The 16,669-nt window shown below is 43.3% G+C and carries 16 protein-coding genes; 7 read left to right on the top strand and 9 right to left on the bottom strand.

Annotated features, from left to right (window positions below):
• Nucleotides 1–17: 17 nt before the first annotated feature.
• The 4 genes from cysW to CZ794_RS05405 all read right to left on the bottom strand — a co-directional run bounded on the left by cysW (nt 18) and on the right by CZ794_RS05405 (nt 4,503).
• Complete coding sequence (cysW, locus tag CZ794_RS05420) at nt 18–950, bottom strand: sulfate ABC transporter permease subunit CysW (protein ID WP_087040643.1); 933 nt, start codon at nt 948–950, stop codon at nt 18–20.
• 1 nt (nt 951) lies between these two features.
• The gene (gene cysT / locus CZ794_RS05415; RefSeq protein ID WP_087040642.1) at nt 952–1,833 is read right to left on the bottom strand and encodes a sulfate ABC transporter permease subunit CysT; all 882 of its coding nucleotides are present in this window, start codon (nt 1,831–1,833) and stop codon (nt 952–954) included.
• A gap of 206 nt (nt 1,834–2,039) precedes the next feature.
• Complete coding sequence (locus CZ794_RS05410; protein ID WP_256958880.1) at nt 2,040–3,080, bottom strand: sulfate ABC transporter substrate-binding protein; 1,041 nt, start codon at nt 3,078–3,080, stop codon at nt 2,040–2,042.
• A 313-nt stretch (nt 3,081–3,393) separates the two neighbouring features.
• Nucleotides 3,394–4,503: a sulfate ABC transporter substrate-binding protein gene (locus CZ794_RS05405; protein ID WP_087040640.1), complete on the bottom strand. Its 1,110-nt coding sequence runs from the start codon at nt 4,501–4,503 to the stop codon at nt 3,394–3,396.
• Between the two features lie 456 nt (nt 4,504–4,959).
• Between CZ794_RS05405 and CZ794_RS05400 the strand changes: the two genes are divergently transcribed.
• Nucleotides 4,960–5,385 carry a hypothetical protein gene (locus CZ794_RS05400; protein WP_256958872.1) on the top strand — a complete coding sequence of 142 codons (426 nt, stop codon included), beginning with the start codon at nt 4,960–4,962 and terminating at the stop codon, nt 5,383–5,385.
• 83 nt (nt 5,386–5,468) lie between these two features.
• Here the strand turns inward: CZ794_RS05400 and sat are convergent, their stop codons facing one another.
• Entirely contained in the window at nt 5,469–6,707 is a 1,239-nt protein-coding gene (sat, locus tag CZ794_RS05395) for a sulfate adenylyltransferase (protein WP_087040638.1), read from the bottom strand.
• Between the two features lie 315 nt (nt 6,708–7,022).
• Here sat and CZ794_RS05390 point away from each other — a divergent pair, with 315 nt between their 5' ends.
• The 3 genes from CZ794_RS05390 (at nt 7,023) to CZ794_RS05380 (ending at nt 10,014) form a co-directional block, all read left to right on the top strand.
• The gene (locus tag CZ794_RS05390) at nt 7,023–8,708 is read left to right on the top strand and encodes a nitrite/sulfite reductase (RefSeq protein ID WP_087040637.1); all 1,686 of its coding nucleotides are present in this window, start codon (nt 7,023–7,025) and stop codon (nt 8,706–8,708) included.
• A complete protein-coding gene (locus CZ794_RS05385; RefSeq protein ID WP_087040636.1) occupies nt 8,701–9,297 on the top strand; it encodes a DUF934 domain-containing protein in 597 nt (198 codons plus the stop codon). The genes CZ794_RS05390 and CZ794_RS05385 overlap by 8 nt, the downstream gene beginning before the upstream one ends.
• Before the next feature lie 78 nt (nt 9,298–9,375).
• The gene (locus CZ794_RS05380; RefSeq protein ID WP_087040635.1) at nt 9,376–10,014 is read left to right on the top strand and encodes a phosphoadenosine phosphosulfate reductase family protein; all 639 of its coding nucleotides are present in this window, start codon (nt 9,376–9,378) and stop codon (nt 10,012–10,014) included.
• A 75-nt stretch (nt 10,015–10,089) separates the two neighbouring features.
• Here CZ794_RS05380 and CZ794_RS05375 read toward each other — a convergent pair whose 3' ends face one another.
• From CZ794_RS05375 to CZ794_RS05360, 4 genes are all read right to left on the bottom strand, one after another.
• Nucleotides 10,090–10,449, bottom strand: a complete 360-nt coding sequence (locus CZ794_RS05375; protein ID WP_087040634.1) for a hypothetical protein — start codon at nt 10,447–10,449, stop codon at nt 10,090–10,092.
• Nucleotide 10,450: 1 nt separating this feature from the next.
• A complete protein-coding gene (locus tag CZ794_RS05370; protein WP_087040633.1) occupies nt 10,451–11,290 on the bottom strand; it encodes a hypothetical protein in 840 nt (279 codons plus the stop codon).
• Nucleotides 11,287–11,832, bottom strand: a complete 546-nt coding sequence (locus CZ794_RS05365; RefSeq protein ID WP_087040632.1) for a PAAR domain-containing protein — start codon at nt 11,830–11,832, stop codon at nt 11,287–11,289. The genes CZ794_RS05370 and CZ794_RS05365 overlap by 4 nt, the downstream gene beginning before the upstream one ends.
• A 311-nt stretch (nt 11,833–12,143) precedes the next feature.
• Nucleotides 12,144–12,884 carry an SDR family NAD(P)-dependent oxidoreductase gene (locus CZ794_RS05360; RefSeq protein ID WP_087040631.1) on the bottom strand — a complete coding sequence of 247 codons (741 nt, stop codon included), beginning with the start codon at nt 12,882–12,884 and terminating at the stop codon, nt 12,144–12,146.
• Between the two features lie 114 nt (nt 12,885–12,998).
• Between CZ794_RS05360 and CZ794_RS05355 the strand changes: the two genes are divergently transcribed.
• The 3 genes from CZ794_RS05355 to cysG all read left to right on the top strand — a co-directional run bounded on the left by CZ794_RS05355 (nt 12,999) and on the right by cysG (nt 16,512).
• The gene (locus CZ794_RS05355) at nt 12,999–13,136 is read left to right on the top strand and encodes a hypothetical protein (protein ID WP_256958871.1); all 138 of its coding nucleotides are present in this window, start codon (nt 12,999–13,001) and stop codon (nt 13,134–13,136) included.
• A 321-nt stretch (nt 13,137–13,457) separates the two neighbouring features.
• Complete coding sequence (locus CZ794_RS05350; protein WP_087040630.1) at nt 13,458–14,408, top strand: acetyltransferase; 951 nt, start codon at nt 13,458–13,460, stop codon at nt 14,406–14,408.
• Nucleotides 14,409–14,922: 514 nt separating this feature from the next.
• Nucleotides 14,923–16,512, top strand: coding sequence for a siroheme synthase CysG (cysG, locus tag CZ794_RS05345; RefSeq protein ID WP_087040629.1), 1,590 nt, complete (start codon nt 14,923–14,925; stop codon nt 16,510–16,512).
• The last annotated feature ends 157 nt before the right edge of the window (nt 16,513–16,669 follow it).

The raw sequence follows: 16,669 nt of genomic DNA, 5'->3' as shown, positions 1-16,669 counted from the left end.
CAAATACCATTTATTTTTTACGGCTTATCTGGACTGGTAGGAATGGTCGCACTCGCGCTTGCTGGAAGCTCAGGTGCGCTTGCCAGTCTTTCAGATTTAGCGAATTTGCGCTCCTGCAGCTTGGTCATGACTTGCTGAATCAATAAGGTGATCAGCGCTAACGCAGCAAGTAAGCTCGACAAGGCAAATGCAGCAGTGAAGTTATAATCGTTATAAGCGATCTCAACCAGCAATGGCATCGTATTGGTTTCACCGCGAATATGGCCTGACACCACACTCACAGCGCCAAACTCTCCCATCGCGCGCGCATTGGTCAGAATCAAACCATATAGCAATGCCCACTTAATATTGGGTAGTGTCACGTGCCAAAAAGTTTGCCATCCAGAGGCGCCCAAAGTTAGCGCAGCTTGCTCTTCACTATCGCCTTGGGTCTGCATCAAAGGTATCAGCTCACGTGCTACAAAGGGAAACGTCACAAACAAGGTCGCCAAAACAATACCAGGAACCGCATAAATAATTTGGAAACCCATGCTCTCAAGCCAGCCGCCAAGAGTAGAGTTCAAACCAAACAACAATACAAACATCAAACCGGCAACAACGGGCGACACAGAAAACGGCAAATCAAGTAACGTGGTGACCAGCTGCTTGCCTTTGAACTGATAACGCGTGACCAACCAAGCGATAGCAATACCCATCACCATATTGATCGGCAAGACAATAGCAGCAGTGATTAGCGTAAGTTTGATGGCTTCCAGTGCTTCTGGATCGACCAGTGAGGCAATATACAGCTGCCAACCACTCTTAAAAGCTTCATAAAATACCGCCAACAACGGTATGACCAACATGACAACCATAAATAAGACAGCAATCACAATAAAGGTTCGGCGTATCCACGGTGTATCTTTGGTGGCTGGATTGCTTTGGTAGTCGTAGCTATTGGATATTTGCATGTTAGCGGGCTCCTACGCGGCGCGACAGCTTCCACTGTACGATGTTGATGGTCAATAAAATCACAAAGGAGATCAGTAGCATAAATAGCGCAACAGCCGAGGCACCTTGAACATCGAACTGCTCAAGCTTACTGATAATAATGAGTGGCAAAATCTCAGACTGCATCGGAATATTACCTGCAATAAAGATAACTGAACCGTACTCGCCAGTGGCACGGGCAAACATCATCCCTGCACCCATCAATAAGGCAGGCAAAAGCTCTGGTAAGATAACCTTTCGGAATGTGGTTAAGCGATTGGCACCCAGCACCGCTGAGGCTTCTTCAAACTCAACCGACAGCTCGGCAAGCACAGGCTGTACAGCACGGACAATAAAGGGAAAACTAACCACCACCAACGCAAGCCAAATACCTATCGGCGTAAAAGCCACCTGTATGTCAAACTTTGCAAACCACTGCCCAATCAAGCCATTCGGGGCATAAAGCGTGGTAAGTGAAATTCCCGTCACTGCTGTTGGCAACGCAAAAGGCAGATCAACCAACGCATTGATTAGTGACTTACCCCAAAACTCATAACGTACCAGCACCCAAGCAACCAACGTACCAAACACCATATTGGTCAGCATGGCCAAAAACGACATCCATAAGCTCAGCTTGATAGCAGCGGTGACCTGCGGCTGAGTAATGGTTTCCCAAAATCCAGTCCAGCCCATCTGCGTTGTGGTATAGGCCATCATGGCAAAGGGTAGCACCACCAATAACGATAAGCTAAAGACAGTAATACCCATACTTAAACCAAAACCTGGCAACACATTGCGTTGACGCAAACGTGTCAGCCAACCTTTTTTAAGCGGTTTACTGGCAGAAGAAGATGTTGCACTCATAGTGATGTCCTATTGCCTATCTGATGGTACTTATCGTAAGACCATGTCGTATCAAATTTATGGTTAGTCCGTCTGTCTTATAAAGTCTATGTTATAAAGGACATAGCGCAGAACGCCATGTCCTTTATTATTGTTAATGACTTAATGCTCATACTCATTGCATGACAAGGCGTGATTAAGCGCACGCTGTTGCCGTTAGACGGTAATTATTTTGGCGCTTTGATAGCCAATTGATCGAAAACACCGCCATCACTGAAATAAGTACTCATGATTTCATCCCATGTACCAAACGCATCATTCGGACGGAAAGTGTCAACAGGTGGCAGTTTGTCACTGTTTTTATCAAGGACGCTTTTGACGCTAGGACGCAGATAGAGATCAGCTGCCAACTGCTGAGCGGGCTCACTCCATAGATAGTCAAGATAGGCTTTTGCGGCTTCAGTGGTGCCTTTTTTGTCAGTCACCGACTTCACAACGGCTACTGGACTTTCTGACTTAATAGAATACTTTGGATAAACGATGTCTACTTTACCCGCTCCAAAATCAGTGGCTGCAAGATTGGCTTCATTCTCAAACGTCACCAACACATCACCAATACCACGCTGAACAAAGGTGGTCGTAGCAGCACGTCCGCCATTCTCATAAACTTTGACGTTTTTGAGCATGTCTTTCACATAGTTTTTAGCAGCGGTTTCATCGTTATTAAAAGCATGCAAGCCATAACCATAAGCACCTAAGAATGCATAGCGACCATTACCCGTCACTTTTGGGTTGGCCATGACAATCTCCACACCCTCTTTGGTCAAATCTTGCCAATCGTTAATGCCCTTTGGATTGTCCTTACGCACCAAAAACACGATGGTACTGGTGAATGGCACGGCATTATCTGGGAATTTGCTTTGCCAATCTGATTCAACCAGCCCTTTTTTCTCAAGCAGCTCAATATCAGAGCCTTGATTCATGGTGGCTACATCTGCTTGCAAGCCATTGGCGACAGAGAGTGCTTGCTTGCTCGAACCACCATGTGACTGATTAATGGTGATATTAGCGTTTGGATTTTCTGCTTTATAATGCTCGATAAATAGCGGGTTATAGTCTTTGTAAAAATCACGGGCCACATCATAAGAGACGTTTAATAGCTCGATATTTTGACTGTCTGTCGCCGCCCCATCCGCACTTGCAGTTGTGTCTGCCTGCTCATTATTGCTACAGCCAGCAAGACCTAGGGTCAATGCAACGCCTGCCATACCTAGGACGTTCAATGCTTTACTTTTCTGTTGATATCGCGTGGCGTATGTCATAAATCCCTCAGAGGTATCTGTTAAATAATATCAGTATGCTAACAGCGCCATCTTATTATGTTTAATGATGAATATGCGTATGTTATTGCCAAAATGGAATAACAAAGCACTGGCTTTAACGCAGTAAGGAGATTGATCAAAAATTTTAACAGCGTCATCAAAAGACCACCGAAAATACCTCTATGACCATTATCTTTACGACCATAGTATCTGGTATTTTCGGCAGTCTATGAATCAGATATAACATTGCCGTTGCTTATTACTTCACTTGTGCCAGCTGATCAAAACGTCCACCATCTACAAAAAATGTATCCATAATTTGTTCCCACGGCCCTAAGACACTCACTGGTTCAAAGGTTGTAATGGCAGGCAAGGTATCTTTGTGTTCAGCAAGGATTTGCTCATCACTAGGACGCATATACATCTGTGCCATAAGCTCTTGAGCTGGGGTTTCCCACAGACCTTTTAGATAGGTGTTGGCAGCATCAGTCTTACCTGCTTTATCGGTAACGGCGGTCACCACTGCTACTGGGTTGTTGATCAATACAGAGTAACTGGGGTAAACGATATCAACCTGTCCTTTAGCAAAGTCTTTAGCTGCCAAGTGGGCTTCATTCTCAGTGGTAATCAATACATCACCAAGCCCGCGCTGGGTAAAGCTGGTCGTTGCTGCACGCGCGCCATTGTCATAAGTCACCACGTTTGCCAACATGTCTTTGATAAAACCATCCGTTTTCACATGAGTCTCTGGGCTTTCTTTAAATTGATGCAAGCCATAACCATAAGCGCCTAAAAATGCATAGCGAGCGGTGCCACTGGTCTTTGGATTTGGCATAACGACCTTAATATCGCTACGAGCTAAGTCTGACCAATCCTTGATATTTTTTGGGTTGCCATTACGCACAAGCAGTACCATGGTACTGGTATAAGGGACGGCGTTGTTTGGTAGTGCCTGTTTCCAATCGGTAGCAACCAACCCTTTTTCAACCAACAAGTTCATGTCGCTTTCTTGGTTAAAAGTCACCACATCTGCTTGCAAGCCATTGGCAACAGACAGGGCTTGCTTACTTGAACCGCCATGCGACTGCTTAATATTCACTTTACTGCCTGGATTCTCTTTTTGATAGTTTTCGCTAAAGAGTTCGTTATAATCCTTATAAAAATCACGCGACACATCATAAGAGACATTCAGTAGGCTAACGTTTTTTGAACTGCCATCGGCGCTTGACGCATCTTGGGCTGTTTCGGCGTTGTTAGAGCCGCAGCCCGTTACCAATAAACTCATCGCAAGTACGCCACTCATGCCAAGCAGTTGCGCCTGTGCGCCTTTATTATTAGGTTTGGGTGTTTTTTTACTTATTGATTGCATAAATATTCTCGATAAAATGTTAGCGCCATTTTTTTAGAATTTCGCTATCAGGGTCTACAAATGATAACGACTTAAGTGCGGCTCTATGGATAATGGTCATATGCTAGCAGCTTGTTTGAAAAAGGCTTAATGACGAATCAGCTTATCGAGTGATTAACTTGGCATAAGTAATGTTATTATTGTGTCTCATACGATGGATTTTTCGGCTATGCATAACAGCTAAGCGTAGAGAAAATTTCCAATCAAACAAGATAACAGTCAATATTTTGAATTTTTCCTGTCACGCGAACGGTTTGAATACACTATTGCCAGTACCTTGTTTGCTTATCGTTTTTTATTTTCCCACTATGATTTCAAAGGCATCTTATGACCCCTCACCTTCCCCATGTCTCTCGTTTTTTTGTTGCCGCTTCATTGACTACTTCGGTTTTGTTGACGCTGAGTGGCTGTCATAATATGACCAGTAATACCACTAGCCAAGTGGTCAACCCCAGTAGTCCCGTACTTTCACCTGTTATGCAAGCGGTGGTAGGAGACTATGCAGATGATGGCTATGCTGACCGTGCACAAGGTTATGATTGGGTGGGTGTAATAGTACGAGCAGCAGGTGACAAACAGATTGACATTAAGGTGCGTGCGCGCAGCGATCTCAAAAAACCCACGTGCCAGTTTGATGGTAAAGCCGTGCTAATGGGTCAAGACGAGGCACATGGCATCATTTTTCAAACCAACGCCAATAACACTCAGATCTTTTTTCAGTTTAAAGAAAACACCCTAACCATTGATGGACAAGAGTCAGGCGCATTAAGTTATTTTTGTTCTGGCGGTGGCTCATTGGCAGGCAAATATCAAAAGCTAAAAGCGCCGATAGAGTTGATGTAATCGCATTGATTGGAAACTGCAAATAAAAAAAGGAGTCAGATTATAAATCTGACTCCTTTTTTATCTTTAACGCTTGGCCTTATTTATACAGCAGAAGCGCCTGTGAGCTTAACTTCAGCACGCTCCTCACGCGCGATGCCAGCATAATAATTGCGCAAAATCTCTAACACTTCTGGACGACTAAAGTTCTCTGGCACATCTTCATCTTCTGATAGGGCTTTACGCAGTTTGGTACCAGAAACCTTAACGTGCTCAGAAGCATCATGCGGACACGTTTTATCAGATGCCATGGCGTTACAAGCGTTACACCAGAACGTCCAGCCAATCTTTAGGGGCTGCGTGATCAAGTCGTCCTTGCCAACCTGTTCAAAGATAGTCTGCGCATCAAATGCACCATAATAATCGCCAACACCTGCATGGTCACGGCCAACAATCAGATGACTACAGCCATAGTTTTGACGGAACACAGCGTGTAATAATGCCTCACGTGGCCCTGCATAACGCATGTCTAGTGGATAACCGGCTTGAATCACGGTGTCTTTTCTGAAGTAGTTATCAATAAGAGTTTTGATTGCTTCTTGGCGTACTTCTGCTGGGATGTCACCCGGTTTTAGAGCGCCTAGCAAGGAATGAATCAACACTCCATCACAGATTTCGATAGCAATCTTGGCCAAGTACTCATGCGAGCGATGCATTGGATTACGAGTTTGGAAGGCAGCGACTGTTTTCCAGCCTTTGGCATCCAAAATTTCGCGGGTTTCAGCGGGCGTTTTATAGATTTCTGGATATAATGTTGGGAACTCGCCTTCGCTTAATACCTCAACGCTACCTGCTACATTGACCGCTTCTTGGTTTAAGACTTGTTGAACCCCAGGATGCTCTGAGTCTGTGGTAGTGAATACTTTTTGGCACTCATACTCTTTATCAATCGTATAGGTTTCTTCTACCGTTAAAATACCCATGATCTCGCCATCTTGCGCCACCAATGCCACTTTGTCACCTTGGTTTAAGCTGTCTGTAGTTTCTTTGGGCGCAGATAAAGTGATGGGAATCGGCCAAAACAAGCCAGCGTTGTCGCCACTTTGCAAGCGCATGTCATCTACCACGCCTTTCCAATCAGCTTGATTCATAAAGCCATTCAATGGCGTAAAGCCACCAATACCAAACATAATCAAATCACCACGCTCTCTTGAGCTTAAGGTGATAGTTGGTAGTGTGCTGGCAAGTTTCAATGCTTGGGTGCGAGCTTCGCCATTTAACAGTAATGGCTTAAGTACTGGGCTACCGTGAGGAGGAACAAGTTTTGATGTGGTCTGAGTCATAGGAGTATTAAAACCTTACATGAAAAAAGTGGTCAAAAAAAATAAGAGATAACGCAAGAAGGTAGCTAAAACTGAGAAGCGTGTACCAATAATCAGACGTTAAATAAGATAAGCATAGGCTACCTAACTTTCTTTATGAAAATTTATGCTGTGTTTGGATATGGATATGTCTGAAAGGAATTTATGTTTATAGAAGCAAGCTTATATGATGGTAAGCTGAATTATTTATATTGCGATTAGTACTGGGTGAGTCACATAGCCACAAAAAACGCCCCTCATCGCTGCTTTTAAGATTAAAAAAACTGAGATTACGTCATGTATCAATACAATTACGCTGACCAGACTTTGGTAGACGAACGAGTTGCCCAGTTTCGCGACCAAACCAAACGTTTTTTGGCAGGTGAGCTGCCAGAAGAGCAGTTTTTGCCACTACGCCTGCAAAACGGCCTTTATATTCAGCGTTATGCACCGATGTTACGCATTGCGATTCCTTATGGGCTCTTTGCTTCTTATCAGTTGCGCAAGTTAGCAGAAATCACGCGTAAATATGATAAGGGCTACGGGCACTTCACCACCCGTACCAATATTCAGCTGAATTGGCCAAAACTTGAAGACGTGCCAGATATTTTGGCAGAGCTGGCTTCAGTGCAGATGCATGCGATTCAAACGTCGGGCAACTGTATTCGCAATACCACAACCGACCCTTATGCTGGTATCCACCAAGAAGAGATTGCAGATCCGCGTCCTTACTGTGAGATTATCCGCCAGTGGTCAACCTTTCACCCTGAGTTTGCGTTTTTACCGCGTAAATTCAAGATTGCGGTGGTTGGTACTGCCAATGATCGTGCGGCGACGCAAGTACATGACATAGGACTACATGTCAAAACCAATGAAGCTGGAGAGCTTGGTTTTGAAGTGTTGGTTGGCGGCGGACTTGGTCGTACGCCAGTGATTGGTAAAGTGATCAATGAGTTTTTACCTCGCCAGCACCTGCTCAGTTACTTGGATGCCATTTTACGCGTTTATAACTTGCATGGCCGCCGCGATAATAAATACAAAGCCCGTATCAAAATATTGGTAGAGAGCATGGGCGGCCCTGCGTTTGCCAAATTGGTCAATGCTGAGTGGGAAGCGCATACCAAAGACGGCCCTTTAACACTGACTGAGGAAAATTTTGCGACTGCCAGTAGCTTTTTCACTGAGCCTGACTATCTGAGCTTTGATGCGCTACAAGTGCAGGACGACTTACAAAAGCAGCTGGATGCCGATAAAGCGTTTGCCAATTGGTACAACCAAAATACAGTGGCACATAAAGTTGCAGGTTATCGTGCCGTGGTGATTTCTCTAAAAGCTGGTGTGGTCGATGGTCGCTATGTGCCTTCAGGGGATGTGAGCGAGTCACAAATGGATGCCCTCGCCGATCTTGCTGATACATATAGCTTTGGTGAGCTCCGCGGTACATATCAGCAGAATTTGGTCTTCGCTGATGTGCAGGCCAATCAGTTATATGAACTGTGGCAACAGTTGACGACATTGCATTTGGCACGCGCCAATATCAATACGCTCACAGACATGATTGTCTGCCCAGGCTGGGATTATTGTTCACTTGCCAATGCGACGACCCACAACATCGCTGAGCAAATCGAGAAACAATTCGATGATCTCGACTACTTATATGACTTGGGCGAGATTCGTCTCAATATGTCAGGCTGTATGAATGCCTGTGCGCATCATCATACAGGCGATATCGGTATCTTGGGTGTGGATAAGAAGGGTGAGCATTGGTATCAAATCAGCCTTGGTGGCAACTCAAGTAACGACGCCAAGATCGGTAAAATATTGGGCAAGGCTGTCCCAGCGACTGATGTAGCAGTTACCCTACAAAAAATCCTAGATGTTTATCTAGAACAGCGCGTAAGCAATGAGCAAGACGTAGAACGTTTTGGTGATCTGGTCGATCGTGTTGGTATTGCGCCCTTTAAGGAGAAGGTCTATGGGTAATCATCATGTGTTAAACCATGAAGGTGCTGATATCAGTCAAAACGATACGTGGTTAGCGCTTAGTACTAATGAGCTGCCAGATGGTATCGCCCTGTCTCATATATCATTACTTGAGCTACTACAAAAACAAGAAAAACTTGAGATTTTACTTCCTCTCTCTGATTTACTGGATTCAGCAGGCAAGTTGGCGGGTGGTCTCTTAGAGCAGGTGCGTGACCTCATTGCCCAGCATGCCAGCCGCGTTGGTGTGTGGGTGACCGCCAACAGTGATACAGATCTACTGATCGGTTTATCAGAATTTTTGTTGCAACAAGATTTGATTGTCATTCATGTGCCTGCGTTCACCGATGGACGCGGCTTTAGTTACGCCCAAACCCTACGCCAAATCGGCTATCAGGGAGAGATTCGTATAGCAGGACAGTTTGGCCGTGATCAAATTGCTTATTTGCTGCGGACGGGCGTTGATAGCTTTGTGCTCAATGAGCATGACATGCAGTCTATCTCGGATATCTCTCAAGCATTTAGCGCCCTTGCCAGTAGTTATGATGGTCGCAATGCAGCTGCATTACCGATGTTTTCTGGTAGCTAGTTTTCAGGCGCTTAATATTCTTACTCCCTTTTAATAAATCATTTTTATTTTATACTCACAACCATTAAGGAACATATAATGAGTCAATTACATCCAAATCTAGATATCGATCAAGCCAACCAAGACTTGCAAGGTAAATCACCCGAAGAAATCGTGGCATGGGCATTGACCCAAGCAAAAAATCCAATCATCACAACGAACTTCCGTCCTTATGAATCAGCCATCTTGCATTTAGTTGCCAAACAGCGTCCTGATATCACTGTATTGTGGGTTGACTCAGGTTATAACACGGATGCGACCTATCAATTTGCCAACAAAGTTATTCGTGATTTGAACCTAAACGTCATCACATATATTCCTAAGCAAACGGCTGCTTACCGTGACGCAACCATGAATGGTATCCCAGGAATCGATAACCCGCAGCATGACGAGTTCACGGACCAAGTGAAACTTGAGCCATTCCGCCGTGCGTTAGATGAGTTACAGCCTGACGTTTGGTTCAACGCCATTCGTAAAGATCAAACCGAGTTCCGCCAAGGTCTTGATGTTCTAAGCTTATCAAAAGATGGCGTATTAAAAGTCGCGCCGTTGTTTGAAAAAACAGACGCCGATCTAGACGTTTATCTTGATGAGCATAACCTACCAAACGAGTTTGATTATTTTGACCCAACCAAAGTAGAAGAAAGTCGTGAGTGTGGTCTACATACTCAGCTATAGTCTTTTGCTTAAGAATTTGTAGTAAAAAAAAGCGATGATAGTCATGTCATCGCTTTTTTTATTATATTTGGCCCGCTATTCTTTTACCTCAATGGTGTACATCTTTTCAAATTGCTTACCAGGAAAATTGGTTCCATAGGTATCGCCTACGATTTCAATATGAATAGGTTCTAGCGTAGTTGGAGTACCGGTAACAGTCAAAAGGTTATAGTCTTTATAACCTCCCTCTGCAATACTTGGGATAATCTCGAAATTACCGTCAGATACTTCAGAGTAAAAACCAACTTTAACAACGACACCGCCTGTGATCTCTATATTTGCTTCATAAGGTTTATTCAGATGAGCGTCAGGCAATCTATCAGGTGACACTTTCACAGGATCACTGCATCCTACTAGTAGCAAGACTGTAGCAGCTACTAGATATTTTTTTATCATCTTACCTCCCTATAACGATAGCTTGGAAATGATATTTCTGAAATTCTGCAAAACTCAAGTTCGCTTGTATGGGTCTTGCAATTTCTCCCCACGTAAATAATTTTAGCTTCACAGCATCATGAGATTTTATGTCGCTTCTTATAGGACTACCGTCCCTATTACGTACTTGGTCAGTCCACATTACCCAATGGTTAGGGAAATTAATAGTAGGTAAGCCTTGTCCCGAAATAAACCCCGAATTGACTAAAGAGATAACATGATAATTAGAATTATTTTGATAGCCGTTTATTTTTATAATGTTTGTAGAACTGTCCAAGACAAATGTATCAACATGTCGATAGCCAGCTTTTTTAAACCAGTCGATAATATCTGCTGGCAAAGTAATTCCCGCTGCTTGGTCGAACGGTGAGCTATAAGACATAATATTATTGGTTGAGTCTCGTAGGCTTGCCAAGGTTATCCAGTCAATAGCTAATATCCTTAATTCATCTTTCGTCTTGAATAAATCTTTAGGGTTTTTTGTTCTTGCATTCGGCTCAATTTTTAAATTGTTAACTGTTGTCTTACCATCTCTCCAGAGCTCTGCGACAGCCCGTTTGTATAACTTTGGGTAATCAACAAGTAAACAATAAAAAAGTGTGGCAGGTCCACACAAGGAAGATGCCCCTTGAGTAGGATAAGTCTTAAGCGCCATTCTATCCGACAGCTCTTGATTTACTTTTGCTGCGGTAAAAGGATCCTTGGGATCATTTAAAGGATGCTGTCTTGATATAAAAGGTCTGGACGTAATCTTAGTAGAGATATCTCCCCTTCTCATATTCCCATTAGTACTATTGCTCATTCGAACGCTCCTAAACCTTTTTGCCATTCTAAATCTAGCATAACCTCAATCTCATCATCGTTATCGGAATAGAAGCGCTCCGTCCAACCATCTTCATCTGTAATACCTTGGTAGGTCTCGCCGGTCTGCTTGTTTTTAGCAATGTAATTAAAGTTGGCATAAGGCGTATCATCGTCAGCTAAAAATTGAAAAGCGGTATTGTATCTACTCATAACTTTATTAGCATAATCCTGAGCTGATTTTTTCATACTCTCGGCTTGCTCCACACCTATCACTTCAAAATCTGACTCACAAAAAGACTGTTGAATAGCAATCAGCTTTGCGCCACAGCTGGTTACATCACCGCCTCGTGCGATTGGAGAGCCATCTATAACAAATGTAGGATCACCCGTAAGAATGGTAGTTACTTTTTTGCATTTTTTACACATAACCTTGTCGCCTTTGCGAGCGACTTGAACGCCATTATGTGTGGTATGCGGTGAGCCAGTAATGACCGTGCCACCATGAGTAGTCTTTGCCCCTACAGTGATATAAGCTGCCATAGCTTTATCCTATGCTCTCTATCTTAAAGTTGATATTAACACATAATCTTATAAATAAACAATTGTACGATTTTATGGAAAATTTATTTCTTTCACCATCAAAAAACCACTTTTATAACAAAAACGAATATATTAATGCTAATTCATTACGTGAGCGTACCATGGTGTTACTTATAATCTTTGATACCCGCTCACAACGTTAGGCAACTATAAAAAAACCCTCTCAAAATGAGAGGGTTTTTTATTGGGGCAGATACGTGCGAGACGTTCGTTATATTGTTGATGACTATTGACGTTATTTACGACTAACGTTATTTGCGGCCTAGTACCCAACCACCATCCATCAAAACGTTAGCGCCTTGCATGTAATTAGAATCTTCAGAGGCCAGAAACACGGCAAGTGCAGCAATTTCTTCAGGCTTACCAGCACGTTGAGCCGGAATACGATCTAAACGCTCATCGTCAATACCCTCAGTCATTGGTGTTTCTATAAAACCTGGCGACAATGTATTAACTTTGATGCCTTGACTACCAAAATCGAAAGCCAACTGTTTCGAGAATCCCAAAATAGCATGTTTGGACGTCACATAGGCTGAGCCGCCCGGCCCTGCCATTTGTGTCGCTTGCGAACCGACATTAATAATGGTGCCGCCACCTTGCTTAATAAAATGTGGAATCACCATCTTGGCAGCCAGATAAGGGGCTTTGACATTAATCGCCATCAATTGATCGTAAAAATCTTCTTCTAGCTCAACAGCATTGTCATAAGCGTCATGGATACCAGCACCGTTGTACAAAATATCAATCTGATCATAAGTCGTTAACGCTTTGTCAACGACTGCTTGAATATCGCTCTTTTGCGTCACATTAGCTTTTACAAAGATGGCGTCTTGATTGTTATCTGTAATATCTTTAACTATTCGATTGCCGTCTTCCTCATCGCGCCCTGTGACGACTACTTTAGCGCCTTCATTAGCGAACGCTTTAGCCGTTGCTTCACCCAATCCTGAAGTGCCACCAAATATAATCGCCACTCTGTCTTGTAATTTCATAGTATGCTTACTCTTTTTAATTATTGATAATTCGATTGATTGTCTTAAGAGATGCTAGCACAACCTGATTTGGGATATGTTAGCGTGTGTTAAATAATTTATTGATTTGAGAAAGTGATTTCATCGTACGAGAAAACAGACGCGGATCTAGACGTGTATCTTGAAGAGCATGACTTACCGAACGAGTTTGATTACTTTGATCCAACCAAAGTAGAAGAAAGCCGTGAGTGTGGTCTTCATACTCAGCTATAAATAAAAGCTGACAGATAAAACTCAATAACGAACCGTGTTGCAAAAAGCAGCGATGATTTTACTGTCATCCCTGCTTTTTTGTATCTAATAAGGTGTTTGATACAGAAACGATTCAAATTTTCGCCGACTATAGTAAAACGTTGTTAGTTGTTAAATTGCTGATCTAATGCTTTTGCGCAATGTTTTAACGTTTTCTTTACTTCTTATCCGATAACATTGAGTTATTCTATGGCATGTCTTCGAGATGTGCTCATTATTAGACATAGACCTAGCGCTCAATCATTAATACTTTTGTTGTATTCATCAATATGGATCTCTGTTATGGCCTCTACGCGAAAGCTCAATTCACTTTACGCAAAGCTACATGATAAGTTGCCGCCAGTCGGCAAAGCAGCTTCTTTTTTGACTGGTACAGGTGTCCTCACTGCCAATAGTATCGCTGTTGGTTTACCCATCTGGACTTTTGGTGCAGCTAAAGTGTTGACCGGATCAAAACGTGCCGATAAGGCTTTAATTGAGATTACCAAATACTGGATCAATAGTAATAATGCTGTTATCGATCATGCGTTACCCCACAAAGACTGGCGTATCAACCTACCGGAAGACCTTAGCGAAGACAAACAATACCTGCTGGTGAGCAACCATCAGTCTTGGGTCGATACCAGTATCGTGCAATACATTAGCCAAGATACTCTGCCATTAACGCGTTTCTTTACAAAGTTTAATCTGATTTATATTCCTGTCATTGGTCAAGCTTTCTACTTTCTAGACTTTCCCATGATTAAGCGCTTCTCACCCAAAGCGATGGCAAAGAACTCAGAGCTTAAAAACAAAAATTTAATTGAGGCCAAGCGTGCGTGTCGTCAATTAAAAAACAAACCTTTTGCCTTACTCAATTACTTGGAAGGTACGCGTTTTACTTCAGAGAAGCACGACAAACAAGAGTCCCCTTATCAGCATTTACTAAAACCACGCGCTGGTGGTCTGTCATTAGCGATTAATGCATTAGGCGATCAATTGGACTCAATTTTGGACATCACAATTGTTTACCCAGATGGCATTCCTGACTACGATGACTTGTGGAAAGGCAATATTCGCCGTTTGGGGGTCGATGTGACCCGTTTGAAGGTTCCTGATGAGTTGTTTGCCGCGATCATGGAAGGCGGTTATGACCGTGATGAAGCCACTAAAAACATGATGTTTGATTGGTTAGAGGAAATCTGGCAACAAAAAGACGCCCGCATTACCAAGATGTTAAGTGAGTTTGAGTAAGTTTTAAAGTTACGGCTGCCTATATTTTTTGGCGAAGATTAATACACTATTGCGCTACTTTCACTGCAATAGTGTATCAAGTTCATGTTTGCTCTCAAACGTTTCAAATTATATGCAAGCATCAAATATGTATAAATAGATCTCTATAGTTTTTATTCCTCTAGTATTCACTGGTTATTTTAAAGGGTATTCAAGTAAGTGATTATCTTCACATTCGTCATAATTTAGTCTGAACTCAGCCTCTTTTGATATCGGTACGACTACCTCCCTATGTTCCATAACTTACTCCTTATCGATTGATTTTGCCCTACTCCTGACTACATACTGTCCAGCTTTGACACCTGTTTGAGCAGGATATCAAGAGCAAGCATATCTCTATTACTATTCCATTTCTCACTGAAAAATGTCTGTATCATGACAAAAACGAATATACTAATGCCAATTCACTACGTGAGCGTACGTTTATGATACCTCATAATGACGATATCTCTTAAATACAATAAATGGTGACGCTATGAACACCTTTCCCCTATTTTTTAAATTAGAAAATCAAAAAGTGCTTATCGTGGGTGGCGGTGAAGTAGCGCTACGTAAAGCTGACTTGCTTAGCCGCGCAGGTGCCCGTATTACGATTCTTGCGCCTGATATCAGCCATGAAATACGAGAGTTACTGAGTGACAATAAGCACGAATTGATTTATGAAAATTATAATAAAACCTATATGTCAGACGCTCGCATCATCATTGCAGGCACCGATGACGAGACACTAAATCATCAGATTCATGCCGATGCGACTGAGCTAAACATTCCTGTCAATGTAGTGGACACGCCGCACCTGTGTGATTTTATTTTTCCAGCCATTGTGGATCGTAATCCCATTGTGATCGGTATTTCCTCCAATGGTAAAGCGCCAGTGCTAGCACGGCTATTGCGGGCACGCCTTGAAACCTTAATCCCACAAGGTTATGGCAAACTAGCGAAGCTTGCGGGCGAGTTTCGAGATGACGTGAAAGCCAAAATACCGACGCTGACGGGCCGCCGCCAATTTTGGGAGCGTGCCTTTGAAGGTCAAGTCAGTCAGCTGATGTTTGCTGGCAATGAAAAAGAGGCCGTTGCGCAGCTGCAAGCTGACTTAGATAGCACTGCCGCTGCTATTCATGATAAAGCCCACCCTAATGCTGCGGAAAATACAACGCCTACTCTGTCAGACGAGTTAGAAAAAAAACTACCCCCCGTTGGCGAAGTCTATATCGTTGGTGCAGGCCCCGGTGATCCAGAATTGCTCACATTTAAAGCGCTGCGTCTGATGCAGCAAGCTGATATTGTCTACTACGATGCATTGGTATCGCCACAAGTGCTGGATTTGTGCCGCCGTGATGCGGACAAAGTATTTGTGGGTAAAAAACGCAGCAATCATGCAGTGGCACAGCTTGGTATCAATGAGTTATTGGTCAATAGTGCCAAACAAGGTCGGCGGGTGGTGCGCCTAAAAGGCGGTGATCCATTCATTTTTGGTCGAGGCGGCGAAGAGATTGAAAGCTTACGTGCTCATGGTGTGCCTTATCAGGTCGTACCAGGCATCACCGCTGCCAATGCCGCTGCTAGCTATGCGGGCATCCCACTGACACATCGTGACCACTCGCAATCCGTACGCTTTGTGACTGGCTTTTTGAAGGCAGGCGCGCCCAATAGTAATTTTGAAAACTTTTTAAATACCGATGAGACGGTGGTGTTTTACATGGGTCTCCATTCGCTCGCACGTTTGACTGAAGGCTTGGTTGACGCTGGCCGTAGCGCTGATACCCCCATTGCTATTGTTTCTAATGCCAGTATGCCAAACCAGCAAGTCTTAACAGGCACGCTTGACACCATTGTCGCCAAACAAGCACACGCGCAATTACCCACGCCTGCCCTACTGATTATGGGCGATGTGGTCAGCTTGCATCATGATTTGTCTTGGTATAATCAATACAATCAAAACACTGGTGATACCGCAAATAACTGGCTACGTGAAGGCTCAGCTGCTCCGAATAAGGACGCACAATCATCTACAGGCCAGCAAGCACATGCGCTCTCTATGATTGCCAATATAGCAGCGCAGTAGCAATCGATATAAAGTTATCATTCATTAAAAAATATGTATGGTTGATTGCAAAATAAGATGAAAAAAGCCCTGCCACTCTACTGACGGGGCTTTTTTGATGCATTAAAGCAAACCGCCGCAAATCTTGCTAAAATGAAAGCCTTCTACCAACTGTGCC

The sequence above is a fragment of the Psychrobacter sp. JB385 genome, assembly GCF_900163785.1.
GTDB lineage: Bacteria > Pseudomonadota > Gammaproteobacteria > Pseudomonadales > Moraxellaceae > Psychrobacter.
This window is presented reverse-complemented; position numbering and strand designations above follow the sequence as displayed.